Raw genomic sequence first — 25983 nt, forward strand, 5'->3', positions numbered from 1 at the left:
GGCTCGATATGGGCCAACTTTACCGGACACCGCTTCCGTACCGCAAAAGCCCCGATGAGAATCGACCGGGGCTTTTTCTATTTCGTCTGGAATCTTGCCATCAATTGAAGCTGGTGGCGCACGTCAATCGCCGTTTTCCGCTTCATCCTCGCTCTCGCCGTCCAGTTCTTCGGAATCGGCATACATCTCGAGGCGCTGCAGAATCAGTTGGTTGATCGATCCCTGCGGAAAAGAACCGTCGTCCAGCACGGCCCCCGGATCCTTACCGGTCAACAACTGCAAGCCTTCATCGACCGTCGAGATTGGCCAAATGTGGAAGTTCCCCGCGGCGACGGCATCCACTACTTCTTGATTCAGCATCAGGTGCTGCAGGTTGCCCTCGGGGACGATCACGCCCTGCGATCCGTTGAGTCCCTCTTTCCGGCAGGTGGCGAAGAATCCTTCGATCTTCTCATTTACGCCCCCCACGACCTGAATCGTTCCATGCTGGTTCACCGAACCCGTAATGGCACGATCCTGGCGCAACGGCGTGTCCGCCAGCGCAGATAAAATGGCGATCAATTCGGCGGCCGAGGCGCTGTCGCCCTCCACCTCGTCGTAGGATTGCTCGAAGGTAATCCGCGAGGAAAGACTCAATGCACGCTTCTGCCCATAGCGGCTGCCCAAGAAGCCGCTGATGATCAGTACGCCCTTGGTGTGAATGGGGCCACCCAGCTTGGCCTCGCGCTCGATATCGAGGACGCCGTCCTTTCCCGGATAAACGGTTGCGGTGATCCGCGTCGGGCGACCAAAGGCATATCCGCCGATCTCCAATACGGATAAGGCGTTGATCTGCCCCACTCTCTCTCCGCCCACATCGATCAGCAGCGTTCCGTCCGTCACCATTTCCTGCAGGCGCTCCTCGATGAGGTTGTCACGGTAGATCGCCTCGTCGATGGCGCGGTCGACGACCGCAGCGTCAACCAGCTTTTTCCCCTCTTTCTGCGCCCAATGGGCGGATTCACGGATCAAATCGGCGATCATCCCAAAGCGCGTGGATAGTTTATTCTGGCTCTCGGCCAATCTCGACCCGTGTTCGATGATCCTGGCGACGGCCGTACGATCGAAGGGCGGCAGGCCGTTCTCATCGATAACAGCCTTGACGAAAAGCGCATACTCACGCTCGGTCTCCTTTGTGCGCTCCATGAGTGTGGCAAATTCGGCCTTCACTTTAAACAGCTTCGTGAAATCTTCATCGTGGTCCTGCAGCATGTAATACAACATCGGCGTTCCAATGAGCACGACCTTGACGTTCAGCGGCATGGGTTCCGGCTCCAGGGTGGTCGTGCTCAACAAGCCCAATTGCGTACCCAGCTCGACGATGCGTAAAGCCTGATCGCGCAAGGCACGCTGCAAACCTTCCCAGGCATACTGGTTCAGGAGAACCTCACGCGCCGGCAAGATCAGATAACCGCCGTTTGCTCGATGCAGGGCGCCCGGCCGGATCAGGGTGAAATTGGTCAATGTTGCGCCCAGTACCACCTCGTGCTCGATGCGCCCCATGAGATTGTGGTACGAAGGGTGGTTTTCGACGATCACCGGTGCGCCCTCACAGCCGGAATTGTCGACCAGCACGTTCACCTCATATCGCTGGCGGGCGTCGATTTCTGCCACACGCCCTGTCGCGCGGGGCGGTTCCTGCTCGCCATCACGGAACTGGTCGGCGTTGACGACGATGTCGTCCTTCAAGACATCCAGATATTCGACGACCGGATCCTGGTCGGCGTATTTCTCTTTCAACGCCTCGACGAGGTGCTCGATCGCAAAGAGCGCCGTTTGCTCGTCCAATTCCTGCAGCTTTTCGTGAAGTTCACGCGTTTTCGCCTGGATCTGGTGCAGGCTTTTTTGGACTTCACCTTCAAGCATGCTCTCCTTTTTCTCGAGTTTCTGCTTCTGCTCGTCACTCAACGCTTCGAGTTCTTCCGGTTTTACGGGTTCGCCGTTTATTCCGGGCACCAACTTAACCCCGTACGGCGTCTGCGCCAGGACGAAGTTGTTCTTATCCGCAAGCTGCGTCAGCCGGTCGAATTCCTGCTCCTGCATTTCTTCCACTTCGCCTGCCAGCAGGTTTTGTTGGCTTGAATATTCCTCACTCGCAAATATGCGTTGGATTTCCTGCTCGCATCGCTGGATCAGTTCGTGTACGTTCTTTCTCAACTTCAGCGCCTGTCCTTTGGGCAGGCGGAGCAATCTGGGCCGGTGCGGATCATCGAAATTATTGACGTAGCACCAATCATACGGATCGGGTTCATTCGCGGCTCGTCGCTCGAGATGCTCGCGGATCAACGTCGTTTTCCCCGAACCCGGCAGCCCCAGAGCGAAGACGTTATAGCCCGGTCCGCTCAACTCCATCCCCATCTCCAACGCCCGAAAAGCGCGCGGCTGCCCGATGACCTCTTCCAAACGCGGCAACTCATCCGTGGTCTTAAATCCCAATGCCGCCGGATCACACACGGCTCGCAGCGCCGTGGTTTTCAAGCTCTCACCTACCTTTATCTTTACGCCCCGCGTCTTCCTTTTTATGGTTTTTTTCGCCTTTCGTTTGGTCATGGACAAATGTCTCCTGGATTTCTTTAACGCAATCTACCGTATGATACACCGACAGATGTAAAAATGGCGACGGGATCATTCGAGCGATGTTTTTCCGCCCGGATCATTCGTTTCAATATCGTGTCATAATACAGAGACGGAAGATGATAAAGAACACCGTCATTCCCACACGTTGAGGAGTCTTGCCAAGATGCGCATCGAATACCACGCAATCGGCCTCATTCACAGCCCTTTCAAAACGATCGAAGGAACACCGATCCAGCCCTCCCGCGCGAAGAACGCCAGGGGAACCGTCGAGTTGTTTGCGGAGTACGCCGCGGGGCTTCGCGATCTGGACGGATTTTCACACATCATCCTCGTGTATCACCTGCACAAATCGCGGCCGTATCGCCTCACGGTCACGCCTTTTCTCGATACGCAGCCACGCGGGCTGTTTTCCACGCGCGCCCCAAACCGGCCGAATCCCATCGGCCTTTCGGTCGTCAAACTCATCAAGATCGATGGCAACGTCCTCAGCGTCGAAGGCGTGGATATGCTCGATCAGACGCCTCTTCTGGACATCAAACCCTACGTGGGCGAATTTGATCGGCGTGACGACATACGTCTGGGCTGGCTCGAATCCGCCCCGAAAAACATCGACGTCGCGGACGAACGGTTCAAGTAACCACTCCTTTTTCTACCCATCCGCTCCAAACGCAGCCAGCGCAGGACGCGCCCTGCCTTCTCCATCAAACAAGGCAAAGGGACTCCATACCTCACCACTGAACCAAAAATCCGGACCGAAAACATAAACACCGGCGACGTCGTTTCTCCTGCGCATGCCCGCCAGAAAGTCTGCCAGCCAATACGCCTGTCCGGCGGGCGTCAACGGATAACCTGGCAGAGTGCGCTTCCAATCCCCAAAAGGGCCGCCGCTGGGCGGCTCTGCCGGATAGGCCGTTTCGGCCAGAATTACCGGCTTGCCCACATCCGCCTTCAAGCGATCCAAGGTTTCACAGAATCGTTCGTATGCGGCCAGACCGAAAGCGGACGGATAAAGCGACAGACCGATGTAGTCGTAGTCGACGCCCGACTCGGCCATTGCCCGATAAAAGGCCGCCGAAAAATCCGGGTCCCAGGAGGTGGCGATGTGCAGCATGAATCGAGCGTCCTCGTCCGCTTCGAGCACGCCGTCCATGGCGGCTCGAATCAAGTGAGCCTCGTCGGGCCAGATCGTCTCCCGCAAAGAGGCTGGGTCACGTGCCTGAGCCGGATCCGCAAACACACCGCTGATGCCGTAGTCGATCTCGTTGCCGATCTCATAAAAATCGAGGTCGATTCCCGCCTGCATGAAGCGGCTCACCGCCTCGGTCGAATACTCCCGGATCAATTGCGCCCGCTCCTCGAGGGTGCGGCCGGACCAGATCTCCGGCACGGGCTGCTTGTTCACGTCGGCCCAACCGTCGGAGAGAAAGATCACCAGATAGGGACGCAAGCCGGCATCTTGGGCCCGACGCGCCAGATCGGTGGCGTAGTTCAAACCCGATTCTCCTTCGTCGCCCACCCACAAGCGCACACGGAAAGCATCCACGCCGTTGGCAGCGAAAAGTTCCAACGGATCCACGCGCCGATCGCCGGCAAAATACCCCCGTCCTGCAGCTTCCGCCTGGGGTACGTAATTGGCATCCACACCGGTGCGAAACACGGTTTCGCCGCCGCTCTCGGAGGATACGGATGCGGAGCAACTCAAATCGAACGGCGCAACTGCACCTTCCCAGAGGGTTATCTCGTCGATGGCGATCGTGTTCGGCGACGGCGCGGCGATGAACCCGCTGATGTCGATCAGCACCAGCGTTTCCAGTTGATCCTCATCCAACTTTCCGTTCTCGTCCACGCTGCCGTCCAGCAGGCTCATGCCCTCGAAGGGGATACTCTGCTCGACGGAATGCTGCACGCTGAGGGGCAGAATCAAGCCGTAGGTTGAATCATCCGACTCTTGAACGCCGAGGATGATAAAAGCGGCCCGATCGAACGTATCGAGGCGAATCGTCAATCCATCCGCCTCGGCCAGGGACGGCCAACGTCTGGCCAGCGCTGTCGATTTCTCGGGCTGCGGCTGGACCGACCAGAGCAGCCGCCCCGCTCCATCCCAGGTCACGTCCGAAAGCGCTTCGCCTTCCGCCCAGCCCTGCCAGCCTTCCACACCCCCATCGAACGTCTCGACCGCCAGGTCCTTTCGAGGGATTTCCGATCCTGCCGTGCGCGTCGGCAGTGGTGCGAGTAAGGGCGCCGCCGCAGTAGTGGGCGCCGCCTCCGAGCAGCAGATCTGTGAAAGCATCAATAATGCGACGACGAGAAACGGAGCGATTGTTCCGGATGTCCTTCGAATGAATCTCTGCCTCGATACGCTATTTCGTGATCGCTCATCTCGCTGCATTCATCGCCCCTTTCTACCGCTCTACGACTATGCGGAGACCTCCGACTATATTACCGGACAAGGCGGCAAACGGGGAAGGCGCCGCGCACTGCTGTGGCGCTACTGTGCGAATCTGCACTTTCTGGTTACGAAGAAGCGATGATAGAATCCTGTTCATATTCAAGGAGTTTTGCATGGACACGAAACACAAGGTCACTGTACTGTGCTTGCTGATCGCGCCTCTGCTAGCCGGCGGGTGCGCTGCGGCTGAAGAGCGCCCGACTTCCACGCCAACGCAAGAATCCGCCCTCGTCGAGGGAACGGCCGCCTCTGGTGAGGCGCAGGAGCAGGGCGGCGAAGTCGTTGCAGTGGAATCCTGTCCGCCGATGGACGCCGAAACGCGCGCCGAAATGGACAGCATCGAGAGTCAGGTGATCACCCTGCGCGGGCTGCAGTCAACCGCGCCAGTAGCGCGTATTCTGCTCACCCAGGATCAACTGCGCCAGCGCGTGGTCGACGAATTCCTGGCCGATTACAGCGAAGCGGAAGCAAACGACGACGTACTGGTCTTGTCCTTATTCGGCCTGCTACCTGAGGATTTCGACTTGTGGAATTTCTACGCCGACCTCCTCACGGAGCAGATCGCTGGCTTCTACGACGACACCACGAAGGAGATGGCGGTCATCTGCGGCTCCGGTTTTGGCGCCATGGAGCGCATCACCTACGCCCACGAATTCGATCATGCCCTCCAGGATCAAAACTACGATCTGGAAGAAGGCCTCGGATACGACGACGAACTCTGCGACGTCGACAGCGAGCGCTGCGCCGGGATCCAGGCGTTGGTTGAAGGAGACGCCACGTTACTCCAGGAACAATGGATGGGAACATACGCCACGCAAGAAGATCTCCTCGAAGCGATGGAATACATCAACAACCTCGATACCCCGGTGTACGACTCCGCACCTCGTTTCCTGCGCCAGGATTTCCTCTTTCCCTACCAGGCCGGGGAGAGCTTCGTCCAAACCATTTTCCGGAACGGCGGCGGCAGTTGGGCGGCCGTCGACGCTGTCTACCAGGATCCTCCCAGCTCCACCGAACAGATTCTGCATCCCGAGCGCTATCCGAACGATGATCCTGTGAAACTCATCGTCCCCGAGGCTCTCGGCGTGCTGGACAGCGGCTGGCGATTGGTCGATGAAGACACGCTCGGGGAATGGTACACCCAGCTGGTGCTCAACGAGTACATTCCCAAGGCCGAGGCGGTGTCGGCCGCCGCAGGTTGGGGCGGGGATGTGTACCGCGTCTATCACAACGATTCGAGTGGAGAGGACGTTCTTCTCCTCGTCGCGCAGTGGGACACGATAAAAGACGTGCAGGAGTTCAGCACTACTTTCGTCACCTATGCGGAAGCTCGCTTCGGCGAGCGTTCGAGCACATCGACGTATATATCAACCTGGGAGACATCCGATCTCTACGTTTACTTCGAGCGCAATTCCAATCAGGTTCTGTGGATCATAGCCCCGGACAGCGATACGGCTGATCTGGTGCGCGAAGCAGTCAGCTTACCCACAGCCCAAGAATAAACGCCAGGTGCTCGACCCGGGCCGCGTATGCGCCATCCTCTTCGATCTCGACGGAACCATCGCCGACAGCGACGATACCGCCGTTCAACGTCTCGCCGCGCTGCTGCGACCTTTCTTTTCGCTGCGCAAGATCCACAACGAGCGTAAATCTGCCCGTCGCCTGGTCATGGCTGCAGAAACTCCCCTCAACGCGTTTCTCAGTTTCCTCGACAGATATTCTCTGGATGAATGGATCCATCCGCTTTCGAACGCTTTGCATCACCTGCGCGGGGAAACAGAAATAAGAGACGCCCGATTGATCCCCGGCGTTGCCGAGGCGCTGGATCGCCTGGCGGCTCGATATCCCCTCGCCCTGGTCACCGCGCGCGAGAAGTACGGCGCCGATGCGCTGCAGCGTGCGCTTCAAATTCAAGCGTTCTTTCGTTGCGTCGCCACGGCGGGTACGTGCCGGCGATCCAAGCCCCATCCTGCCCCCGTGTTGTGGGCCGCCGATCGACTCGGCCTGGCTCCGCGAGACTGCCTCATGGTGGGTGATACGCCCGTCGACATTCGCGCCGGCTGCGCTGCAGGCACACAGACCGTGGGCGTGCTCTGTGGCTTTGGGGAGCGCGACGAATTGCTGCGCGCCGGCGCAGATCTCGTCCTCGATTCGACTGCGGATTTACCCGGGGTGTTGTTGTTGGAGCGCGGTGATTAAGTCCAGGCCTGGATCAACGCTTCCGGGACCCAGAACTTACCGAAACCCCACAGAGAAGCTAAAATCGACGCCAAGACGATCACGATCCCGAACGCCATCAACACGTAATCCCGTTTGCGATATTTGAGTTGCACCAGCCACGTGCGCGGACCGACGCCGAAGCCGCGCAGGTCCATGGCGTCGATGATGTCTTCGCTGCCCGCGATGGCATGAATGGTCACCGGGACGATGAGCGGCGCCAATTTCCTGACCTGGGCGAATAATCCCCCTTTCAGTTTCTCGATCTCGTAGCCTCGCGCCTTCTGCGCATCCATGGTCAATTGGAAATCCCGGCCGAACGTGGGGATGAAGCGCATGGTCAGATCCATGGCGTAGGCGATCTTGTCCGGTATACCCAGGCGGCGGAAGATGATGCCGTAGTGCGCCGGATTGAGCGAATAGGGAATCAAAACGGTCATACTCGCCAGGCTGAAAACGCGCGCCAACTGGCTGGCGGCGAAGAACAGCCGCTCGACGGTGATCGTCAGCGTGGGACGCCAACCGAAAATGGTGAACTTGGCGCTCAGCGTGGTAATCGTATGCTCCACATCATAGACTTCCATCCCGCCGCGCCCTGTCAGAAATGTAAGCAGTGAGAAGAAGACGACAAAGGCGCCGATGAACATCCAGGCCCGCCGGCTTTCCCGCCAGGTTATCCCCGAGGTCAGTACGACCAGCAGGGCCAACGCCATAAATCCTGCAAGCACCCGCAGGTCCCAGAAGAACAACGTGGAGAGGATGAAACAGGCGTAGAACACGATCCACGCACTGGGATCGAAGGCCTGGATGATCGATTTTCGTTCGCGATAGCGCCACGTTACCAGCATGCCGTTCCTCGGGAATGAATTCTTGATCTACACACTTTCAAACGAATGCCGTTTCGAAGGGCACTTCGCCCCGGGGACCGTGCCCGTCGAATTTTTACTATTTTCGACTCGATCAGCGGCCGGTCTGGCGCTGGAACGCTCGATACGCTCCGATCAAGATCGGCACCAGGATGACGGCGAAAATCATGTTCGGTCCGGCGGCGGGCAGGAATTCACCCACGATGGCCACCTGCGGTGAAAAACCGTTGATCTGGATGTCCGACAGGGCGGCGAAACCGATGCCCACGAAGTTGCCCAGCATCGCCCAGGTCACCGCCGCGGCCATGTCGAGATCTTCTCTGAAGAGCAGCCTCACGACGACCACCAGCACGAAGCCGATCACCGCCGACAAGCCGGCGAAAGCGGATATCGTCGCGTCGCCGAAAATGCCGGCGTCCGGATCGTAGAACATCATGTTGGACAGCTCGGGGTTGAAAATCCACAGCAAGGTGGCTATGGCGGCCAGGGCGGCGCTGATGTACATCACGATGTCCATGACGCGCTTGCGGTCGGCGTAGAGGGCGATCATGCCCGAGACCATGCCCACCAGGCCGTTGCCGATGCTCCACTGCGGTGAAAGGCTGAAGCCGGTGAGCGCGTCGCCGAACATGTTCCCCACTGCGCCGGTGAACAGGCCCACCACGGGTCCGAAGGCGTAGCCGAAGAACATGGGGATGGCGATCGCCGGCCGCAGCGCCACCTGACTCACAGAGGGCACGGCAAAGACGGTGCCGTTGAACAGGTAGGAAAACACGGCGTAGAGTGCGGCACCGATGGCCATGTAAACCACCTCGCGCGTGCCGACCTTCCAGGCATCGCTCGTGCGTGTAAACCAGTACACCAGGAACACGATCAGCAGGCCGACGCCCACGTACACGAAGCGCAGTACGCCGGTCTCGTCGAGTTCGAGATCCGGATTGTTAAAGATGGCCGGTCCCAACAAGGCCACCAGGAGCATAACCACGAAGACGCATACAATCGCAATGAGGAATGACAGGGGTTTCGTGCCGTTCATAATCTCCTCCACTCTTTATAGATTGATCATGCCGATATCGATTTGGGTTCCGGCAGAACCCTGGATCATCAGGACGAAACGTGCGCCAACGCCTCGGCGCGCATGAACCGCTGCGTCTGCTCGAGCATGTTCAGGTTGGCATCGAGTAAAGACGTGGGAACGAGTCGACAAGCTCGAAGCCGGTCGTAATCGGCCAGGACATCCTCGGGTCTGCCGTCGTTTTCGATTCTGCCCTCGCTGATTAGGAGCACGCGATTGGCATAGATCACCGCCATATCGATGTCGTGTGTGATGAACAAGATCGCTTCGAAGCTTGGAATTTGCAGGATGGCATCCATGAAATCCATGTAATTACGATAGTCCTGGCCGGCCGTCGGTTCGTCCATCACCAGGATTTTCGAACGCATGGCCAGCACCGCAGCGATGCTCACACGTTTCTGCTGCCCGAAAGACAGCGCCAGCGGCGGGTCGTCCTCCATGCCGGAAAGATTCATGATTTCTATCGCCTGCTGCACCTCCTTCTGGATTTCCTCGTCCGTGTGACCCAGGTTGCCGGGTCCGAATCGCAGCTCTGCGTTTACACTCGGGGCGAAGAGCATGTTGCTGGGACTCTGAAAGACGTATCCCAACGTGCTGGCAACCTGCGCCACGCTCATCTCGCGCGTGTCTTTCCCCTCAACGAACACGCAGCCTTGTTTCGGCTGCAGAAGCCCAATGGCGTGCTTGACGAGCGTGGTCTTGCCGGCGCCATTGGGGCCCAGTACGGCGATGATGTCCCCGTGACGTATGTCGAGATTAACGTCGACGAGGACTTCTTTCTGCGCTTCATAAAAAAAGGAAACGTCCTCGAATCGCACCAGGGCTTTGGCCCCCTGTGCTTCACCGGACAGATGCGGCTGAAGGATGGGCATGGGCGGGTCTGCCGCTGCGCGCTGGATGACCACGGGAGCCGGAAGTTTGACTTCGTGGTAATCAACGCTTTGTATGAGCTGCTCCGGCGGTCCCTCAAACACGACCTCCCCGTCAGCCATGAAGAGGGTGTGGTCGGGATCGATCTTCAACACGTCCTCGACGCGATGTTCGACGATGACCACCGACATGCCCTCATCGACCAACGCGCGCAGCAGCGTCAGGGCGTCGACTGCGCTGGCCGGATCGAGGCTGGCGAGGGGCTCGTCCAGGATCAACAAGCTCGGCTCCATGGCCAGCACGCCCGCCAGGGCGACTTTTTGTTTCTCGCCGCCGGAAAGGTTGTACGTCTCTCGATCGCGCAGATGGGTGATCTTCAAGTGTTTCAACGCGGCGTCCACGCGCCGGTAGATTTCCGGTCGCTCCAGGCCCTGGTTCTCCAAACCGAAAGCGACTTCGTTGAGCACCTTCGTCCCCAGGATTTGCCGTTCCGGATCTTGCAGGACCGTGCCGATGTGCTGCGAAATTCTGGCGAGCGACATGCCCTGCGTAGGTTCCCCTTTGATAGATATCTCGCCCGAGATCTCCCCCTTGTACGACCTGGGGATCAACCCGTTGATACAGCGCACGAGCGTCGTCTTCCCGCATCCGCTTGGTCCGGCAATCAGAATGAGCTTCCCCGCTTCGATTTGCAGATTCACGCCCCGGATCGCCGTCCCAGCTCGATCCCGGTAGCGAAATGAAAGATCATCGACCTGCAGCAAATGTTCGTTCGCCACAAATTCCTCTGCGTCCGCACTCACACCTATTAAAACACATCCCGGTCTGCCGAGTGACGCGGCCGGGCCGGCGTTTGTTACGACCAGGACCGGGGTCCCAATCTCTCTTGTAAGGCTGATGTAAGGCCGCTCCGGACAGAGTTGTGCTACTATTTTGTCAGGCAGGAAGTAAGCAACAAATCAGTTCCCGGTGTGCAATCTCCGATAAAGGCAAAACCGTCGAAAGGCGGTGGCGCAAAGCTACAGGGTCTACCGCTTCGAAAGAAGCCAGGACAGCCAGCTGCCGAAGAGAGTAAGGCACACCGATTTCTTTTTCTCGGTCCCATGGCTGTCCAAACAAAAGACAATCATGGGCCTGTGATTTTCTCAGGCAGGCCAAGAAAATCGAAAGGAGAAAAGGAAATGAACCTCCGAAAAATGCTCAAGAAAAGTGAAAGAGGCCAGGCCCTCGCCGAGTACGCCGTGCTCTTCCCGCCCGTGCTCTTGATCAGCTTCATGGTCCTCATCCCGCTGTCCACACATGCCAACTTCATCTTCTGCGAAATGATCTACGCCATGGATCCGTCGGTTGGACAATGTGACCAGTGGCTTGGCGATCCCGTCGTTGAAGAGGAAGAGCCGCCGGTGCCCGAGGAAGATGAATGCGTCGTACTGCAGGAGGAAGAAGGCGGATCGCAGTGTGATCAACACGAACTTTGCGACCACCTTCCTGGCCTCAACGTAGGCAGCTATACCGCATCCGACGACATCGACGCCTTTGTAATCAAGGCCGGTAAAGATTATCACGTCTTCGAAACCGGTCTCACCGATGACGGCTGCTACTACGTCGAAATCGAAGGCAATCACGTTTCCTGGGAACGCTACGGTCACGGCTCAAATTGCAAGGACGTCAGCCACGAGCAGGTTTGGAAGACACCCCTTTGCCCGTAGTGGTTATATAATCCAAGGCTCGCAACGATCGGCGTACCGGTCGATATGCAACACGAGCTGACTACAGAACCTGGACAATCAATTCGGGGGTTTTCCTTAGGAAAGCGCACCCGCTTCCCGGGTGGAACAGGTCTCGACTTTCGTCTTCATCTCCTGCAGACGAAGAGCCTGATCCCCCAGAGAAGCAAGGGTGCGCTTTCTATTAAAATCAGCCTCTTCGACGCTTTTCCTGTGGATAACTCGTCAAAATCTGTGGAAAACTGGCTTATATTGGGGAAAACATCCACGCTATTATATCAACAAATCCTCATATGTAGGACTAGGTTCACTACTACCCCCATATATACGACTTCCCCGCTTTTCAACGCTGCATTCCGCTCCTTGTCCCCGTTTCTTCCACAACCTTCCTGTGGGTGAAATCACGCAAACGCGTCCCTATATATGGGCCGCATGGTCTTTCTTGCTCCTACTCCTGGGCGTTTTACTACTCAAATTTCTCTTTTTCCACAAATCCACAACGCCTACTATTACTACGGTTAACATTAAGTAATGAATATATTGTGGGTAAATCGTCCTTATCCACCGGCCCGGATTTGTGGGTATGTTTTTTCCAGGAAACAAGAAAAGAGACGGAGTCAGGTTCATCTCCGTCTCTCTACCAGCCAGGATATCAGGCTCTTCGAGGCTAAGCCCAGCCTCGAAGTTTTACTACTTCAGCGACCCGGTTCACCGCGACCAGATACGCCGCCAGACGATTGTGAACCTCGTGTTCCTCGGCTGCTTCGTGGACGGCATGGAAAGCGGTCGTCATCTTGGCATCCAGGCGTTGGTGGACCATATCTTCGTCCCAGTAGTAGTCGTAGGCATTCTGCACCATCTCGAAATACGAGACCGTCACGCCGCCGGCGTTGGCCAGAAAATCGGGGATGACGTAGACGCCGTTCTTGTGCAGGATTTTATCGGCTTCGGGCGTGGTCGGGCCGTTGGCCAGTTCGACGGAGATCCTCGCCTTGATGTTTGCCGCGTTCGCTTCCGTGATGACATTTTCCAGAGCGGAAGGGAAGAGAACGCTGACGTCGAGTTCCAAAAGATCTTCATTGCTGATTTCCTTGGCGCCGGGGAAGTCGATCACCGAGCCGGTGCGATGTTTGTGGGTGAGCACATTTTTGTAGTCGAGGCCTTCTTCATCGTATATCCCGCCTCGAGAATCGGATACGGCGACGACTTTGAGACCTAGAATCTCGGCGCCGAGTTTGTGGGCGAACGAACCCGCATTGCCGAATCCCTGGATGGCTGCCGGTGCATCTTGTAGATCGATGCCCAATACTTTGCCGGCTTCCCGGAGACAATAAATGCCACCGCGAGCGGTGGCATCCCCACGTCCGGCGGAGCCTCCCATGGCAAGTGGTTTGCCTGTGATGACACCGAATTCATTGTGGCCTTTCAGGAAGGCGTATTCGTCCGCCATCCAGGCCATGATCTGCGGCGTGGTGTAGACATCAGGCGCGGGTACGTCCTTTTCCAGGCCGATGATGCGTCCCACCTGGCGAATGTAGGCGCGGCTGAGGCGCTCGAGCTCACCCATCGAGAGTTCTTTGGGATTGCAAATGATTCCGCCTTTGCCGCCCCCAAGGGGAATATCGACGACGGCGCACTTCCAGGTCATCCAGGCGGCCAATGCACGGACGGTGTCGATAGTCTCGTCGGGGTGATAGCGGATGCCGCCCTTCGTCGGCCCGCGCGCGTCGTTGTACTGCACACGGAAGCCGTGGAAGATTTTGGTCGTCCCGTCGTCCATCTTCACCGGCAGCGTCACGTGCAGTTCACGCAGCGGCCAGCGCAGCAATTCGTGCACGGCGGGATCCAATTTGAGGACGGAGGCGGCTTCGTCCAATTGCTGCTGTGCGATCTTGAAGGGATTGTGCTTATCGTTTGTTGGTGACATAAATATCTCCTTATTCTAAGATAAGACCGCAATGTGTCGATTGTCCGTCATAAATCAGAGAAAAAAGTCATTGCCTAGATCAATACCATCCCATAGATTAGCCAAGTTTAAAGGTCCGACCACACTCAGCTAGAACACGCCATTGTGTCTGGCGTATGATACAGGAAAAACCGGGGTTGTCAAGATTTGAGGGAAATCGGACGCGGGAATATCAATAGCTGCACGATGCAAAGGTAAGTTGATCGCTAATTTGCATCATGTAAGTTGACTCACGAATCAGCGTGATGAGTTTTTTGCAGATGTAGCAGGGCGTCTTCGAGGCAAGAGCGTACGATGGAAGGATTCGCGCGACCCCGGGTTGCCTGCATCACTTGCCCGAAAAACCATTGAGAAAGATTTACCTTCCCCCCCAGATACAGATCGACCTGTTCGGGATTTTCCTGCAGCACTTGTTGGATGAGGGCGTCTATCGCCTCCGCATCGTTGAGCTGAGCCAGACCTTGGGCGGCAACGATATCAGCCGGCGTTTTTCCGCTTTCAAATGTCTCTGCAAGCACGGCCTTCGCACTCGTGGCGTTGATGTCCCCCGCCTCCACCATAGCGACCAGGTCAGATAACGCCCGGGGAGAAACCTTGCTTTCAGTGATTTCGATTCCGGCTTCGTTCAGCAGTCCAAAGAGGTCGCTGGTGACCCAATTGGCGATTTTATCCGCAGGCAAATCCGCTGTGACGGAGACGGCTTCTTCGAAGAAATCCGCTACGGCGCGCTCGACGACGAGGATGTCGGAAGTGTAGGGCGTAAGTCCATACTGTTCGACGAAACGCGCAACTTTGGCGTCGGGAAGTTCCGGAAGCTGCGATCGGATCTGCTCGACCCATACCGGATCGACGTGCAGCGGCGGCAGATCGGGCTCGGGGAAGTAACGGTAGTCGTGCGCCTCCTCTTTGCCGCGCTGCGAGACGGTAACGCCGTTGACTTTATCCCAGCCCAGCGTTTCCTGGACCACTTCACCGTTCGAGGAAAGAACTTCGGATTGGCGTTCGACTTCGAAATCGATTGCGTGAACCATCGCGCGGAAGGAGTTGAGGTTCTTGATCTCCGTACGCGTGCCCAATCGATCGGATCCAACGGGACGGACGGAGACATTCGCTTCGAAACGCATGACGCCTTTTTCCATGTCTCCGCTGTTCACTTCGAGATAGCGCAGGAAGCTGCGGATGGCGTGGGAAAAGGATTTGACCTCCTGCATGGAACGCATATCGGGTTCGCTGACGATCTCGAGCAGAGGCACGCCGGAGCGGTTGTAATCCACCAGGGAATATCCATCGCAGTGAGTCAACTTCCCGGTGTCCTCTTCGAGGTGGACGCGGCGGATGCGGATACGTTTTTCGCCTTCCTCTGTGCGAATGTCCAGCCACCCATTGGTCGCCAGGGGCAGCTCGTACATGGAAATCTGGTATCCCTTGGGCAGATCGGGGTAGAAGTAATTCTTGCGGGCGAATACGCTGGTCTCATTGATCCCGCAGTGCAGCGCCAACCCCACGCGGATGGCGAACTCGACCGCGCGTTGGTTGATCGCCGGCAACGTGCCGGGCATGCCGGTGCAGATTTCACACACTGCGGTGTTGGGTTCGGAGGTCGTCGGATCGACGACGCTGCAGCCGCAGAACATCTTCGACTGAGTCAATAATTCGGCGTGTATCTCCAGGCCAATAATCGGTTCGTACTCTGACATGAAAAGCTTCCAATCGTTCGTTGTGCCGCGAGTTAAGAACAGGGATTAAGGTTCCGTCTACTTGTTACTCGAACGCGATCTTCCCGTCCTCAGCCGTGACGCTGCATGAAGTGATGGATACGCTCCAGGGCTTCTTCGAGCTTGTCGTAGGACGTGGCGTAGCAGCAGCGCACGAAATTTCCTTCGGCGCTGAAGGCATTGCCGGGAACGACGGCGACGGATTCTTCCTTCAACAAGTGTTCCGCGAAATCTTCATCGTTCATGCCTGATGCGTCGATGCAGGGAAATGCATAAAACGCGCCCAGGGGCTCGAAGGTGGGTAAACCGAGTTCGTTCAACCCCGATACGATCAAACGCCGTCGGCGATCGTATTCCGCGACCATGGCCTGCACGTGCTTCCTGCCGTTTCGGAGCGCTTGCAGGGCGGCGGCCTGGGAGGGGGTCGGTGCGGACATGATGGTGTATTGATGGATCTTCGAAAGTGCCGCCAGAATCGGCGCCGGGGCCGCTGCGTAGCCGATGCGCCAGCCGGTCATCGCATAGCTTTTCGAAAAACCGCCCAGCGTTATGGTTCGTTCCCGCATTCCCGGCAGCGAGGCAAAGCAGACATGTTTGTGGCCACCGTATACCAATTGGTCGTAGATTTCATCGGAAATCACCAGCAGGTCGTTCTTCTTTGCCAGGTCGGCCAGGGCGGTCATGTTCTCGCGCGTCATCACCGCACCGGTTGGATTGTTAGGAAAGCCCAGCAGCAGGGCCTTCGACTTGGACGTAATTCGGGAGGCCATGTCGCTGGCCATGAGCTGGAACGAATCTTCCATTCTGGTCTGGATGGCCACGGGAACGCCGCCGGCGAAGATGATCTCCGGCTGGTAGGAGACGAAGGTCGGCGTATGCAGGATGACCTCGTCGCCCGGATTGACGACGGCGGAGAGCGCCAGATGGAGCGCTTCCGAAACACCGACGGTGATCAGCACTTCGGTTTCCGGATCGTAGGAGACGCCGTACATGCGATCGAGATAGGCGGCAACCGCTTCTCGGAGTTCGAATATGCCCGCGTTGGATGTGTATCCGGTTTCTCCCTCTCTGAGTGATTGTACGCCGGCCTCGAGGATGGGTTCGGGGGTGACAAAATCCGGCTCGCCGATTCCCAGGGATATTACGTCATCCATCGTTGCGGCAATGTCGAAGAAACGGCGGATGCCGGATGGGGGCACATCGTTAACACGACGAGCGATAAAATCACGCATGAAAAGGCTCCTTTATGCGCCTCCCCAGAAACCGAGGAATTGCGAAGTAGCGCATAGGATAACAGATTCTAGAAAAAGTATCAGGGGTACAGCGAGTGGATACCGCAACCCAAATCTAGAACTTCATTGCTGGAAGGATATTTTATACCGGGACGATTTGCCATTCATCGCTCATTTCCTCGTAGCACAATTCGAAAATGGACTCATCGTCGCCGCGGACGCGGAAACAGCGGGCGCCAGGAATTTGCCAACGAGCCAGGATTTCTACAACCTGTATTCTTTGCCCTCGATACACCAAAGCAATCGGGCGATCTGCATAGGTGTGACCGGAGAGGCACGCAACACGGTCCGGCGTTTGCCGAGATTCGAGCGTCGATTCCGTCCGCATCACACGAACCCCACTTCGGATGAATCGCCCACGTTCAGTGAGCGATCGCGGCCGATAACTTTGGCCTCACGGCCGATCAACGACCCGGACAGCATGCTGTCGCAAATGTGAGAGCCAAAGTCGACGATGGTATCGCGCAGCAGGGACCGTTCGATCATGCAGTGGGGACCGATGGTCACGTTGGGGCCGATGACCGATTGCTCCACCTCGGCGGAAGGATCGATGAACACAGGAGGGATGACCAGGACGCCATCGCGTTTGCAGGCTTCCTTCGAGTTGTCCCTTCCGTTTTCGAGGAGAAAGCGATTGGTGGCCAAAAGCGCTTCGGGTTTGCCGCAGTCTTGCCAAACTTCGACGGGTTCGACACGCATCTTGAGGCCTTGTTCCAGCATGATGTTGATCGCATCCACGAGGAAGTATTCGCCCTTGAGCTTTTCACCCTCGCCCATCTGCTGATCGATGGCTGCGATCAGGTCTTCGGCGCGTTGGAAATAGTAAAAGCCGACCAAGGCCAGATTGATGGACATGTCCGTCGGTTTTTCAATCAGCTTGGTCACGAATCCCTCTGCGTTGAGTTTGGTAACGCCGAAACGTTTGGGATCCGGGACTTCCTTCACCCAGGCGATGGCCTCCCCGTCCTCTTTCAAGGCATGGACGAGATCGGTCTCGATGAGCGTGTCCACGAAAGCTATCAACACCGGCCCTTCGAGACCCTCCCGGGCCAGCCAAATTGCATGGGATTGGCCCAACATTTCCTCTTGCAGCACGAAGCGGGCCTTGAGATGCGGATAGCATTCCGCCACGAATTCGCGGACCTGGTCGCCCAGGTAGCCGACGATGAAAACCACCTCGTCGATTTGATCGAGATCCTGGAACATGTCGAGCACGTGACCCAGCACGGGTTTGCCCGCTACGGAAACGAGCGGCTTGGGTTTCGACCAGGTGTGAGGACGCAAGCGGGTGCCGTAGCCGGCCATAGGGATAACGATCTTCATAACGACGGCTTCTCCTCGTGCCAGGAGGTCGCCTGCTGATATGCATGGGCGGCCTGGAACAGCACAGCCTCACTCAGATGGGGAGCCTTCAACTGCATCCCGACCGGCAAACCTTCTGCATCGAAACCCACGTTGAAGGCGATCCCGGGCACACCCGCAAGGTTTGCCGGCAAAGTGAAAACGTCCTCGAGATACATGGACAGTGGATCGTCGCCGTGTTCGCCGATGCGAAAGGCGGTCGTCGGTGCCACGGGGCAGGCGATCATGTCGACCGACTTGAAAGCGGCATCGAAGTCGCCCTTGATCAGCGTGCGGACTTTTTGAGCCTGTCCGTAGTATGCATCGTAGTAGCCGGCGGAAAGTGCGTAGGTGCCGAGCATGATTCGCCGCTTGACCTCCGGACCAAACAGTGCGCCGCGTGTGGCGAGATACTGCTCCAGCAGTTCGTCGGATTCGATACGCGGGCCGAAGCGCACGGCGTCGTAGCGGGCCAGGTTCGCCGAAGCTTCGGCCGGCGCGATCAGGTAGTATACGGGTAGTGCCAGGTCGGTGTGTGGCAGACTGATTTCATGAATAGTGACACCGAGCGCTTTGAACACGTCCACGGCGGCGCGCACCTTCTCTTCCACCTCGGGCTGAATGCCCTCGATGAAGTATTCTTTGGGCACGCCGATGCGCAATCCTTTCAGGTCTGCATCCTGCAGGTCGATCTCGGGCACATCGACGGGCATGCAGGTCGAATCGAGCAGGTCGTGTCCGGCGATGGCTGTGAAGACGGGCAAAAAATCGGCGGCGGAGCGCGCCAGGCCGCCGATTGTGTCGAGAGAAGATCCGTAGGCGATCAAGCCGTAGCGCGAGACGCGTCCGTAGGACGTCTTCAATCCGGTAACCCCGCAGAACGAAGCCGGCTGGCGGATGGAGCCGCCGGTGTCGCTGCCCAGTGCGGCGTAACACATGCGCGCCGCGACGGCCGCCGCGGAACCACCGGACGAACCACCGGGGACTCGCTCGAGATCCCAGGGATTATGGGTGGGGCCGAAGGCGGAATTCTCTGTCGAAGAGCCCATGGCGAATTCGTCCGTGTTGGTTTTTCCCAGTACGACGACTCCGTCATCGAGTAAGCGTTGTACGCTGGTTGCGGTGTACGGTGGGCGGAAGCCTTCAAGGATTTTCGAGCCGCAGGTCGTGGGGATGTCCTTCGTGCAGAGCACGTCCTTCACGGCGATGGGTATGCCCAGCAAGGGCGGTGGGGAATCCCCACCTTGTTCTCGCCAGGTCTTCAATTTTTGATCTGCGGCCTGAGCTTGCTGTAGGGCAAGATCGGGCGTTTGTTCCAGGAAGGCGTTCACCTTCGGTTCGAGTGCCTGCATGCGTTCCAGGCAGGCGCGGGTCAATTCGACGGAGGAGGCTTTACCGCTGCGTAATGTGTCTACAGCTTCAAGCAGGGAAAGGTCGGTAAGAGCAGTCATGGATATGTCTAAACCTGTAAACGGCGCACAGGCCGCAGTTATTCTTCGTCAAACACCGGTGGGACGCGGAACATACCATTTTCTTGGGAGGGCGCGTTTTGCAAGATGACGTCCCGTGGTGGGCCCGGACGAACAGCGTCCTCACGGAGCGGCGCTTGCAGCGGGAGTACGGTTGCGGTCGGCGGGATGTCCGCCGTGTCGACTTCGTTCAAACGGGATGCGTAATCCAGGATGGCGGAAAGCTGCTCGCTGTAGCGCTTTTCTTCCGCGGGCGTCAAGCGCAAGCGGGCCAGTGTCGCGATGTGTCGAACTTCTTCGATGGTGATTGCCATAATAGGGACATTATAGCAGAGGGGTACGGGATAAGAACATGCTTATCGAGCAGGTTTCAGATGGTTCGGGGCTTTACGAAGAAGGGGCCGAATCGACGTGTTCGTTGGGTGGGAGCGGACTTGGCGCCCCGTCGAGGTACACATCGACGAGCGTGGCGCCGAACTCGCTCAAGGCGACATCCACCATCCCGCCCGGGAGAATCCGGATCGTCGGGATGAGCGCATTCTCGCAATCTTCAATCATCACCGTCGTATCGTCAAAAGCCATTGTTGCCATGTTGATTTGTACAGTGCCTTTCCTTTACTCGTGCGTTCTTACTGATTTGTACCATGCGAGTGTTAGGGAATTGTTAAAGATAGAGCGGGAGTGCGTTTTATCGCACTCCCGCAGTTCTCGGCGCGCATAGCGACCTGCGGCGAAATGTCCCGCCGCAAGCGAAAAAGTCATTTACGAGTCGATCAACTCGACCTTGATGATCTTCGCCCCCAGTTCGTTGACGGCAAGATCGACCATACCGCCGGGCTCGATTTCGACGTAGCGGCTGTCCTCCAGGTGTTGGACTTTAATACTGACCGGCGCGTCGAGTTCGAGGGGAGCAATTTTGTCCTGACCGACTTCGATTTGCGTAAGGGTGTTCCAATTGATCATCGTATACTCCTGCTCACTATCATTGTATGCCGGGCAAGGTTTCGAAATCCTTACAAACCCCATACAGAAATTAACGATCTTTAAAGATGAAAGAGGGGGCCGGAAGTCTACTTTGGCGAACATAGCGGCGAACTACGGGGAAGAGTCGTCTCCGAGCTGCACTTGAAACAAATGTCCGAGCAAGTTCATCCGCCAGACCATCGCCGGTGAGCGGCTGAGGCGAACGAGACGCATCTCGTAGATGAGACCCGTGAGATCGGCGTGCGTTACTTTCTCATTCTCGATGAAGAACACGTTTGCTTCACCGGGCGTCGGCCACAGGCCGTAGTAAAGATGGCCAGAACCATCCGGCAGGCGGCCGTAGGAGAGGTTGTAGGCGCGCACCTTCAAGTAAGAAATCGAATCCAGCAGTCGGCCGCCAGGGGACAACAGACGCACTTCGTCGCCGGTGTCGTTCAGGGCGATGCGCGTTTGCGAGCGGAAGAACACGGCGAAGGCGCCGGGTGGTATGCGGACGTCGGGCAAGGTGTAGGGCTTTGAACCACCGTCGGCGATGTCGTCGAGCATGAACCCGCCCAGATCGACGCCGTGCGGCCCAACGTTGTACAGCTCGATGAACTCATCCTCCAGACTGCGTCCTTCCTTTCCTTCCCAATCGTAGTGCGGACGGATGAGCACTTCGTTGATGACCACCTTCCCCGGAATCCAGGTGGGGACCGGTGTGGGGTAAAACAGCGAATTGGTCGTCCCCGGCGTGCCGGCGATGGGACCACCGGCGGCGTCGCGTCCCCTGCCGTAATAGCCCGTGAACGTGCCCCAGTTCCCGAATCGATCGGTACCGCCGCGGCGTTCCATGCTCCTGTGTGAGGCACTGTCGCCGGCCGGCCACCCGCCGCCATCGCCGTTTGCGCTGTCGATCGTACGGCCCGCGGCGTCGTACAAGAACAGGCGCTCGCCGCTGTTGTTCAGGTTCCCGGAGTAAATCTGTTGCGCGGCGATATCGGACACGCAGTTGTCGTCGGTGCGCTCGAGCAGGAAGAAGCCGAAGGAGGCGATTTCTCCCGCCAGTGAGATGTGAACATCGCCGCCGTCACTGAGCGTCCAGCCGCTGAGGTCGATGGCCTCGGGGCCCGGGTTGTGCAGTTCGATCCACTCGTCGCTGGATGAAGCGGCGGTTCCGGACCAGGCGATCTCGTTGATCAGCACGGATCCGGCCGCAAGCGGCGTGGATTCCGTCGTGGGGTATTCACTCGCCGTCGGCGTCGGGGTGGCCGTGGGCAGGAAAAAGGAATTCGTTTGCCGGGGGGTCCCGTAGATCGGGTTGAACGCCGCATCTCGTCCCCAACCGCCGGTTCCGCTGTAACTGCCCCAATTGCCGGGTAGATCCTCCCCGCCGCGGCGCTCCATGCTGATGCGTCCGCCGGCCTCTCCCGCCGGCCAGCCGCCCGGGTAGTTGGCGCTGTCGATCAGCGTTCCGGCAGGATCGCGCAGGCGCAGGTTTTCGCCGTTGTTGTTCAAGCCGCCGGCGTAGATTTGATCGGCGTCGATGTTGGAGACCGTGGCATCGTCCGTGCGTTCGAGCAGGAAGAAGCCGTGTGCGGAGATGGTGCCTTCCAGCGAGATGTTGATGTCGCCGCCGTCGCTGAGGCGCCAGCCCGAAAGCTGGATGGCCTGCGAACTTGTGTTGAGCAGCTCGATCCACTCGTCGTAGGCGCTTGCCTGCGTCCCCGACCAGGCGATTTCGTTGATCAGAATCGTCTGTGCGGGGAAGGCGGTCGGCGGAGCGGGCACGGTCGCGCTCGCGGTTGGTGAGGTTTCCAGGGTTGCGCTCGGGGATGCGGTTGCGCTGGACGTCTCTGAAGGGGTTGCGTTCGTCGTCGTTGTGGTGGACGCGGTTGGGGACGGCGCTGCGCTTTCCGTGATCGTCGCTGTGACCGTGGAAGCCGCCGTTGGCGTGGCTGACGCCGTGGATGAGGGAAGCGCCGTCGCGGTGCAGGTTGCCGTTTCGGTCGAGTCGGTGGACGGAGTCGACGTGCTCGCTTCGGTGGGCACGGGTGTATCGCTCGGCGGCAAGGGAGTCGATGTGACGCTGACGAGTGGTGCAGGTGTAACGGCCGTAGATTTGGGAACGGCCGTGGGTGTGGCGCTCGCGGCGGGCGTGGGTGAGTCAATCGTTGCCTGCGCCAGGGATGTGAATCCGACGAGCGAGCTGGAAACGATGCTGATGATGAGACCGGCCACGAGCAGCCCGCTGGCCGGCAGACAGAGACGATGCCGTTGGGTCATTTTATTCCCCCTGGGACCCGCGATGTATCGGAACAAGGCTACTATAAGGCAGTGAGTGAGGCGGTGTCAAATCATGGGGTATGACTTCGGAGGAAGGTTTGATATGATGGACGGGAAAGCCAGCGATTCGTTGATCGGCTCGAAAGAAAGCAGAGGGCAGGAGGGCAGACAAGATGCAAACCGTATGGTTGACCGTCATGGCGATCGTTTCGGCGTTGATCCATATACGCGCCGAATACCTCGGCCCCGATTGGCAGATCTACGTTTTCAAACCACTGACGATGGTGTTCGTTTTGCTGATTGCCGTCCGGGCGGAGAAAACCACATCGCCTCGATACAAGCGCATGATCGCACTGGGATTGGGCTTGTCCCTGATCGGCGACGTGCTCTTGATGCTGCCGGTGGACTTGTTCCTGCCGGGATTGATCGTGTTCCTCCTGGCACACGTGGTCTACTTGACCGCATTCTGGATCGACAGTCCCCACGGACGAGGTCCGGGCTGGGCGCCGATTCCGTACGTGCTCTACGCAGTCGTCGTGTACAGCTTGCTCCTGCCCGGCCTGGAAGAGATGACGATTCCCGTGCTCGTGTACGTCATCATCATCAACTGGATGGGTTGGTTTGCGCTGCGGCGCTGGTTGATGCTGCGCCAGGCGGCAGCAGGTATGGCGGCCGCCGGGGCGGTGTTCTTCATATTCTCCGACACCGTGCTTGCGCTGAACCGCTTCCTGCAGCCCTTCGAGACCGCGACCGCACTGGTGCTGGTCAGCTACTACGTCGCACAGTGGCTTCTGGCGCGGTCGGTCGAATCGGGCGCCGGCCTGGGGAATGGAATCCCCCAATGAGGGGCTCGATGTTGGCAAGGATCGCCCTCTCGGCCGCGACCCTGTTTCTGGCTGTCCTGGCCTGCGATCTTGCGGATCTATCTCCGTCCGCCGACGAGGCCGACCAGGAAGCGACGATGACGAAACGCGCCCTGGAGACGGACGTCGCCTACGCCAAGGAGACCGCCCAGCCCGGCGAAGAGCAGACCAGTTCGCCCACCACGAACCCCGAGGGGTATGCGGTCATGGTGAGCATGAGCGTGGACAGCGCGTGCCGATCCGGCCCGGGCGAAGCCTACGAGAGTCTGGGCGAACTGCTGGTGGGCGATACGGCGGAAGTGATCGCCCGCTCGGAGGACGGCATGTTCTTCTACATTCAATACCCGCACGCACCGCCGGAGCACTGCTGGATCTGGGCGCAGTACGCGCAGGTGGATGGCGAATTGCGGGAGCTGGCCGTGTTCACGCCTCCAGCGACCCCAGAATCGTCCCTCACGCCGACGGTGGAACCGGGGCTCGTCGTTCAGGGTCACGTGCGTCTGGCGGATGGGACGGGCGTAGCCGGGGTTACGATCTGCCGCAGCTTTGCCGCCTACGCAGGTGAACCTGTCGCCACAACGGATTCCGAAGGATATTTCCAGACCGAATTCAGCTTCATCCCGGGCGACGAGATGGTCACTGTGTGGGCGATCTATGCGGGGTACGTTTTCGAGCCTGAAAGTTACTTCTGGCGGCACTATTCCGGCTACGAGCTGGCGACCCGTGATTTCGTCGCCGCGCCCTCAACCGACTCGACCATGCCCGACTGCCGTTGAAATTTCCGCTGGCGCCGGATTAATATCCGGCGCCGATATTTTGCGGATTTTTATCCGCATGTGTTTCGGAATACAATCTGCTGGAAAGCGTGTGTTGAAAAAAGGCTCCTTTCTTCCCCCCTGTCGTCCCCCCACAGGGGGGACGTGGGGCGGCAGCCCGCCCCACACCCCCGGCAAAGCGGCTCGCGTACTTGGCTGTAAATACGAAGTTGGTGAGGGCCGCTGAATGATCGTATTCCCTCAGGATCGCATTTGACTCATTGCAATTACCTTCCCATCTTCTTCCCTCTATCGGGTCTGACGGACGAGCTTTTAAGATCGCCCCAGGTTCGTTTAAAAAGGACAATCCCTTTAATTTGAAAAGAAAGAAATTGTATACTCTTGAATGAAGGCACGCTCTGGTTTGCATGGCTGTCACATTCCTCGTCTCCAGGGCGTTACAGGTTTGGATGAAGATGCTAGACGCAGCGCTGCGCCTGAAGACAGGAGGCCACCATGAAGCGTATAAACGGGTTCCGAGTTGTTATCTCGCTCGTCGTGCTGCTCGCCGCCTCCCTGGCCTGCGACGTTCCGGGAACGACTTCCAAAGTCGCGGGGAATCTCGGCGCCACAGAGACGATGCAGGCCCTGGCTACTTCCGTGGCTGGAACGCTGGAGCCCGCCTCCATGGGCGAAGAAGTATCTCCTGAAAGTGCACCTCCAGGGCCTTCTGAAAACGAGTCAGCGGGGTCGAGTCCTTCACCTACCGTGAGTGCCACGCCCACGCTCGGGGCGCCGCTGGTGAGCGTGGGCCTGGACACCAACTGCCGCTTCGGGCCGGGAGAGGTGTACGAGTACCTGGGCGCGCTGCTGGTCGGTGAAGAAGCTCCCGTGGTGGGCAAACTGGCCGACGAGTCTTTTTGGTACATCGAGAATCCCGACGCACCGCCGCCCTACTGTTGGATCTGGGGCATGTACGCCTCGGTTAGCGGCGATAAGAGCGGTATCCCGATCCTCACACCGCCGCCCACGCCCACCGAAACCGCCACGCCGACCGCCACGCAGGTGCCGCTGAGTTTCGCGGCGGCCGAATATACCATTCTTCATTGCAACGACCACGCCTTCGTCACGAAGGTCACGAATACCGGATCGGTGACGATCCAGTCCTACTCGATCACCATCGTCCATCCGAACGACGGCATTACGTTGGTGAACGTGCAGGACTTCTTTGCCAACGAACCGATTTGCGGCTATACCTACACCTACAGCATCCCGGCCGGAAGCTTCGAATTCATCGTGCTGGAAGGCTTTCAGATCCCCGGCGGGTTGTACCAGGTCACGCTGAAGGTTTGTTCTGAAGATGGCCTCGGTGGCATTTGCAAGGTGCTCTATTTCGAGGCCACGGTTATCTAAAATCTAATGGAAGCTCGAGGAGTTGGATGGTGAAGAAGAGGAATGCATTCTATTTGGTATTATCGGCAACGCTGCTCGTACTGGCGATCCTGGCTTGCGG

At 58.1% G+C, this 25983-nt stretch carries 23 protein-coding genes and 1 riboswitch; of the genes, 8 read left to right on the forward strand and 15 right to left on the reverse strand.

What is annotated here, in order from left to right:
* Positions 1-123: 123 nt before the first annotated feature.
* Complete coding sequence (locus tag P8Z34_07985; protein MEJ2550607.1) at positions 124-2589, reverse strand: AAA family ATPase; 2466 nt, start codon at positions 2587-2589, stop codon at positions 124-126.
* Positions 2590-2779: 190 nt separating this feature from the next.
* On the opposite strand from P8Z34_07985, the gene tsaA reads away from it, so the two are divergent.
* The gene (tsaA, locus tag P8Z34_07990; GenBank protein ID MEJ2550608.1) at positions 2780-3253 is read left to right on the forward strand and encodes a tRNA (N6-threonylcarbamoyladenosine(37)-N6)-methyltransferase TrmO; all 474 of its coding nucleotides are present in this window, start codon (positions 2780-2782) and stop codon (positions 3251-3253) included.
* Between the two features lie 12 nt (positions 3254-3265).
* Here tsaA and P8Z34_07995 read toward each other — a convergent pair whose 3' ends face one another.
* Positions 3266-4906 (reverse strand): glycosyl hydrolase 53 family protein, encoded by a 1641-nt coding sequence (locus P8Z34_07995; protein ID MEJ2550609.1) that lies wholly within the window; start codon positions 4904-4906, stop codon positions 3266-3268.
* Between the two features lie 272 nt (positions 4907-5178).
* On the opposite strand from P8Z34_07995, the gene P8Z34_08000 reads away from it, so the two are divergent.
* Complete coding sequence (locus tag P8Z34_08000) at positions 5179-6567, forward strand: hypothetical protein (protein ID MEJ2550610.1); 1389 nt, start codon at positions 5179-5181, stop codon at positions 6565-6567.
* A 7-nt stretch (positions 6568-6574) separates the two neighbouring features.
* Positions 6575-7264, forward strand: coding sequence for an HAD family hydrolase (locus P8Z34_08005; GenBank protein ID MEJ2550611.1), 690 nt, complete (start codon positions 6575-6577; stop codon positions 7262-7264).
* Here the strand turns inward: P8Z34_08005 and P8Z34_08010 are convergent.
* From P8Z34_08010 to P8Z34_08020, 3 genes are all read right to left on the reverse strand, one after another.
* Entirely contained in the window at positions 7261-8130 is an 870-nt protein-coding gene (locus P8Z34_08010) for an energy-coupling factor transporter transmembrane component T (GenBank protein MEJ2550612.1), read from the reverse strand. The two genes, P8Z34_08005 and P8Z34_08010, sit on opposite strands and share 4 nt — an antisense overlap.
* Before the next feature lie 112 nt (positions 8131-8242).
* Positions 8243-9184 (reverse strand): ECF transporter S component, encoded by a 942-nt coding sequence (locus tag P8Z34_08015; GenBank protein ID MEJ2550613.1) that lies wholly within the window; start codon positions 9182-9184, stop codon positions 8243-8245.
* Positions 9185-9252: 68 nt separating this feature from the next.
* Positions 9253-10896: an ABC transporter ATP-binding protein gene (locus tag P8Z34_08020; GenBank protein ID MEJ2550614.1), complete on the reverse strand. Its 1644-nt coding sequence runs from the start codon at positions 10894-10896 to the stop codon at positions 9253-9255.
* 175 nt (positions 10897-11071) lie between these two features.
* A riboswitch (cyclic di-GMP riboswitch) is annotated at positions 11072-11160 on the forward strand.
* Positions 11161-11274: 114 nt separating this feature from the next.
* On the opposite strand from P8Z34_08020, the gene P8Z34_08025 reads away from it, so the two are divergent.
* Positions 11275-11802: a hypothetical protein gene (locus P8Z34_08025; protein MEJ2550615.1), complete on the forward strand. Its 528-nt coding sequence runs from the start codon at positions 11275-11277 to the stop codon at positions 11800-11802.
* Positions 11803-12487: 685 nt separating this feature from the next.
* Here P8Z34_08025 and P8Z34_08030 read toward each other — a convergent pair.
* From P8Z34_08030 to P8Z34_08075, 10 genes are all read right to left on the reverse strand, one after another.
* Positions 12488-13747: a Glu/Leu/Phe/Val dehydrogenase gene (locus P8Z34_08030; GenBank protein MEJ2550616.1), complete on the reverse strand. Its 1260-nt coding sequence runs from the start codon at positions 13745-13747 to the stop codon at positions 12488-12490.
* Positions 13748-14016: 269 nt separating this feature from the next.
* Entirely contained in the window at positions 14017-15483 is a 1467-nt protein-coding gene (gatB, locus tag P8Z34_08035; GenBank protein MEJ2550617.1) for an Asp-tRNA(Asn)/Glu-tRNA(Gln) amidotransferase subunit GatB, read from the reverse strand.
* 89 nt (positions 15484-15572) lie between these two features.
* Entirely contained in the window at positions 15573-16733 is a 1161-nt protein-coding gene (locus P8Z34_08040) for an aminotransferase class I/II-fold pyridoxal phosphate-dependent enzyme (GenBank protein ID MEJ2550618.1), read from the reverse strand.
* Between the two features lie 142 nt (positions 16734-16875).
* Complete coding sequence (locus tag P8Z34_08045; GenBank protein MEJ2550619.1) at positions 16876-17121, reverse strand: hypothetical protein; 246 nt, start codon at positions 17119-17121, stop codon at positions 16876-16878.
* Positions 17121-18116 (reverse strand): sugar phosphate nucleotidyltransferase, encoded by a 996-nt coding sequence (locus P8Z34_08050; protein MEJ2550620.1) that lies wholly within the window; start codon positions 18114-18116, stop codon positions 17121-17123. Before P8Z34_08050 ends, P8Z34_08045 begins: the two co-directional genes overlap by 1 nt.
* Positions 18113-19585, reverse strand: a complete 1473-nt coding sequence (gatA, locus tag P8Z34_08055) for an Asp-tRNA(Asn)/Glu-tRNA(Gln) amidotransferase subunit GatA (GenBank protein MEJ2550621.1) — start codon at positions 19583-19585, stop codon at positions 18113-18115. Before gatA ends, P8Z34_08050 begins: the two co-directional genes overlap by 4 nt.
* Positions 19586-19623: 38 nt before the next feature.
* Complete coding sequence (gene gatC / locus P8Z34_08060; GenBank protein MEJ2550622.1) at positions 19624-19917, reverse strand: Asp-tRNA(Asn)/Glu-tRNA(Gln) amidotransferase subunit GatC; 294 nt, start codon at positions 19915-19917, stop codon at positions 19624-19626.
* A 73-nt stretch (positions 19918-19990) separates the two neighbouring features.
* Positions 19991-20164 carry a hypothetical protein gene (locus tag P8Z34_08065; GenBank protein ID MEJ2550623.1) on the reverse strand — a complete coding sequence of 58 codons (174 nt, stop codon included), beginning with the start codon at positions 20162-20164 and terminating at the stop codon, positions 19991-19993.
* A gap of 201 nt (positions 20165-20365) precedes the next feature.
* A complete protein-coding gene (locus P8Z34_08070; protein MEJ2550624.1) occupies positions 20366-20566 on the reverse strand; it encodes a hypothetical protein in 201 nt (66 codons plus the stop codon).
* Between the two features lie 132 nt (positions 20567-20698).
* Positions 20699-22357: a lamin tail domain-containing protein gene (locus P8Z34_08075; GenBank protein ID MEJ2550625.1), complete on the reverse strand. Its 1659-nt coding sequence runs from the start codon at positions 22355-22357 to the stop codon at positions 20699-20701.
* Here P8Z34_08075 and P8Z34_08080 point away from each other — a divergent pair.
* The 4 genes from P8Z34_08080 to P8Z34_08095 all read left to right on the forward strand — a co-directional run bounded on the left by P8Z34_08080 (position 22311) and on the right by P8Z34_08095 (position 25883).
* Entirely contained in the window at positions 22311-22907 is a 597-nt protein-coding gene (locus P8Z34_08080; GenBank protein MEJ2550626.1) for a hypothetical protein, read from the forward strand. The two genes, P8Z34_08075 and P8Z34_08080, sit on opposite strands and share 47 nt — an antisense overlap.
* Positions 22908-23025: 118 nt before the next feature.
* Positions 23026-23697 carry a lysoplasmalogenase gene (locus P8Z34_08085; GenBank protein ID MEJ2550627.1) on the forward strand — a complete coding sequence of 224 codons (672 nt, stop codon included), beginning with the start codon at positions 23026-23028 and terminating at the stop codon, positions 23695-23697.
* A gap of 8 nt (positions 23698-23705) precedes the next feature.
* The gene (locus P8Z34_08090) at positions 23706-24491 is read left to right on the forward strand and encodes a hypothetical protein (protein MEJ2550628.1); all 786 of its coding nucleotides are present in this window, start codon (positions 23706-23708) and stop codon (positions 24489-24491) included.
* Positions 24492-24986: 495 nt separating this feature from the next.
* On the forward strand, positions 24987-25883 hold the full coding sequence (locus P8Z34_08095; protein ID MEJ2550629.1) for a hypothetical protein: 897 nt from the start codon (positions 24987-24989) through the stop codon (positions 25881-25883).
* The last annotated feature ends 100 nt before the right edge of the window (positions 25884-25983 follow it).

The sequence above is a fragment of the Anaerolineales bacterium genome, from assembly GCA_037382465.1.
GTDB lineage: Bacteria > Chloroflexota > Anaerolineae > Anaerolineales > E44-bin32 > WVZH01.

Bases quoted from the DNA above. Each gene is read 5' to 3' on its own strand.
- P8Z34_07985 (MEJ2550607.1), bottom strand. From the start codon at position 2,589: ATGACCAAACGAAAGGCGAAAAAAACCATAAAAAGGAAGACGCGGGGC.
- tsaA (MEJ2550608.1), top strand. From the start codon at position 2,780: ATGCGCATCGAATACCACGCAATCGGCCTCATTCACAGCCCTTTCAAA.
- P8Z34_07995 (MEJ2550609.1), bottom strand. From the start codon at position 4,906: ATGCTTTCACAGATCTGCTGCTCGGAGGCGGCGCCCACTACTGCGGCG.
- P8Z34_08000 (MEJ2550610.1), top strand. From the start codon at position 5,179: ATGGACACGAAACACAAGGTCACTGTACTGTGCTTGCTGATCGCGCCT.
- P8Z34_08010 (MEJ2550612.1), bottom strand. From the start codon at position 8,130: ATGCTGGTAACGTGGCGCTATCGCGAACGAAAATCGATCATCCAGGCC.
- P8Z34_08015 (MEJ2550613.1), bottom strand. From the start codon at position 9,184: ATGAACGGCACGAAACCCCTGTCATTCCTCATTGCGATTGTATGCGTC.
- P8Z34_08025 (MEJ2550615.1), top strand. From the start codon at position 11,275: ATGAACCTCCGAAAAATGCTCAAGAAAAGTGAAAGAGGCCAGGCCCTC.
- P8Z34_08030 (MEJ2550616.1), bottom strand. From the start codon at position 13,747: ATGTCACCAACAAACGATAAGCACAATCCCTTCAAGATCGCACAGCAG.
- gatB (MEJ2550617.1), bottom strand. From the start codon at position 15,483: ATGTCAGAGTACGAACCGATTATTGGCCTGGAGATACACGCCGAATTA.
- P8Z34_08040 (MEJ2550618.1), bottom strand. From the start codon at position 16,733: ATGCGTGATTTTATCGCTCGTCGTGTTAACGATGTGCCCCCATCCGGC.
- P8Z34_08045 (MEJ2550619.1), bottom strand. From the start codon at position 17,121: ATGCGGACGGAATCGACGCTCGAATCTCGGCAAACGCCGGACCGTGTT.
- P8Z34_08050 (MEJ2550620.1), bottom strand. From the start codon at position 18,116: ATGAAGATCGTTATCCCTATGGCCGGCTACGGCACCCGCTTGCGTCCT.
- gatA (MEJ2550621.1), bottom strand. From the start codon at position 19,585: ATGACTGCTCTTACCGACCTTTCCCTGCTTGAAGCTGTAGACACATTA.
- gatC (MEJ2550622.1), bottom strand. From the start codon at position 19,917: ATGGCAATCACCATCGAAGAAGTTCGACACATCGCGACACTGGCCCGC.
- P8Z34_08070 (MEJ2550624.1), bottom strand. From the start codon at position 20,566: ATGATCAATTGGAACACCCTTACGCAAATCGAAGTCGGTCAGGACAAA.
- P8Z34_08085 (MEJ2550627.1), top strand. From the start codon at position 23,026: ATGCAAACCGTATGGTTGACCGTCATGGCGATCGTTTCGGCGTTGATC.
- P8Z34_08090 (MEJ2550628.1), top strand. From the start codon at position 23,706: ATGTTGGCAAGGATCGCCCTCTCGGCCGCGACCCTGTTTCTGGCTGTC.
- P8Z34_08095 (MEJ2550629.1), top strand. From the start codon at position 24,987: ATGAAGCGTATAAACGGGTTCCGAGTTGTTATCTCGCTCGTCGTGCTG.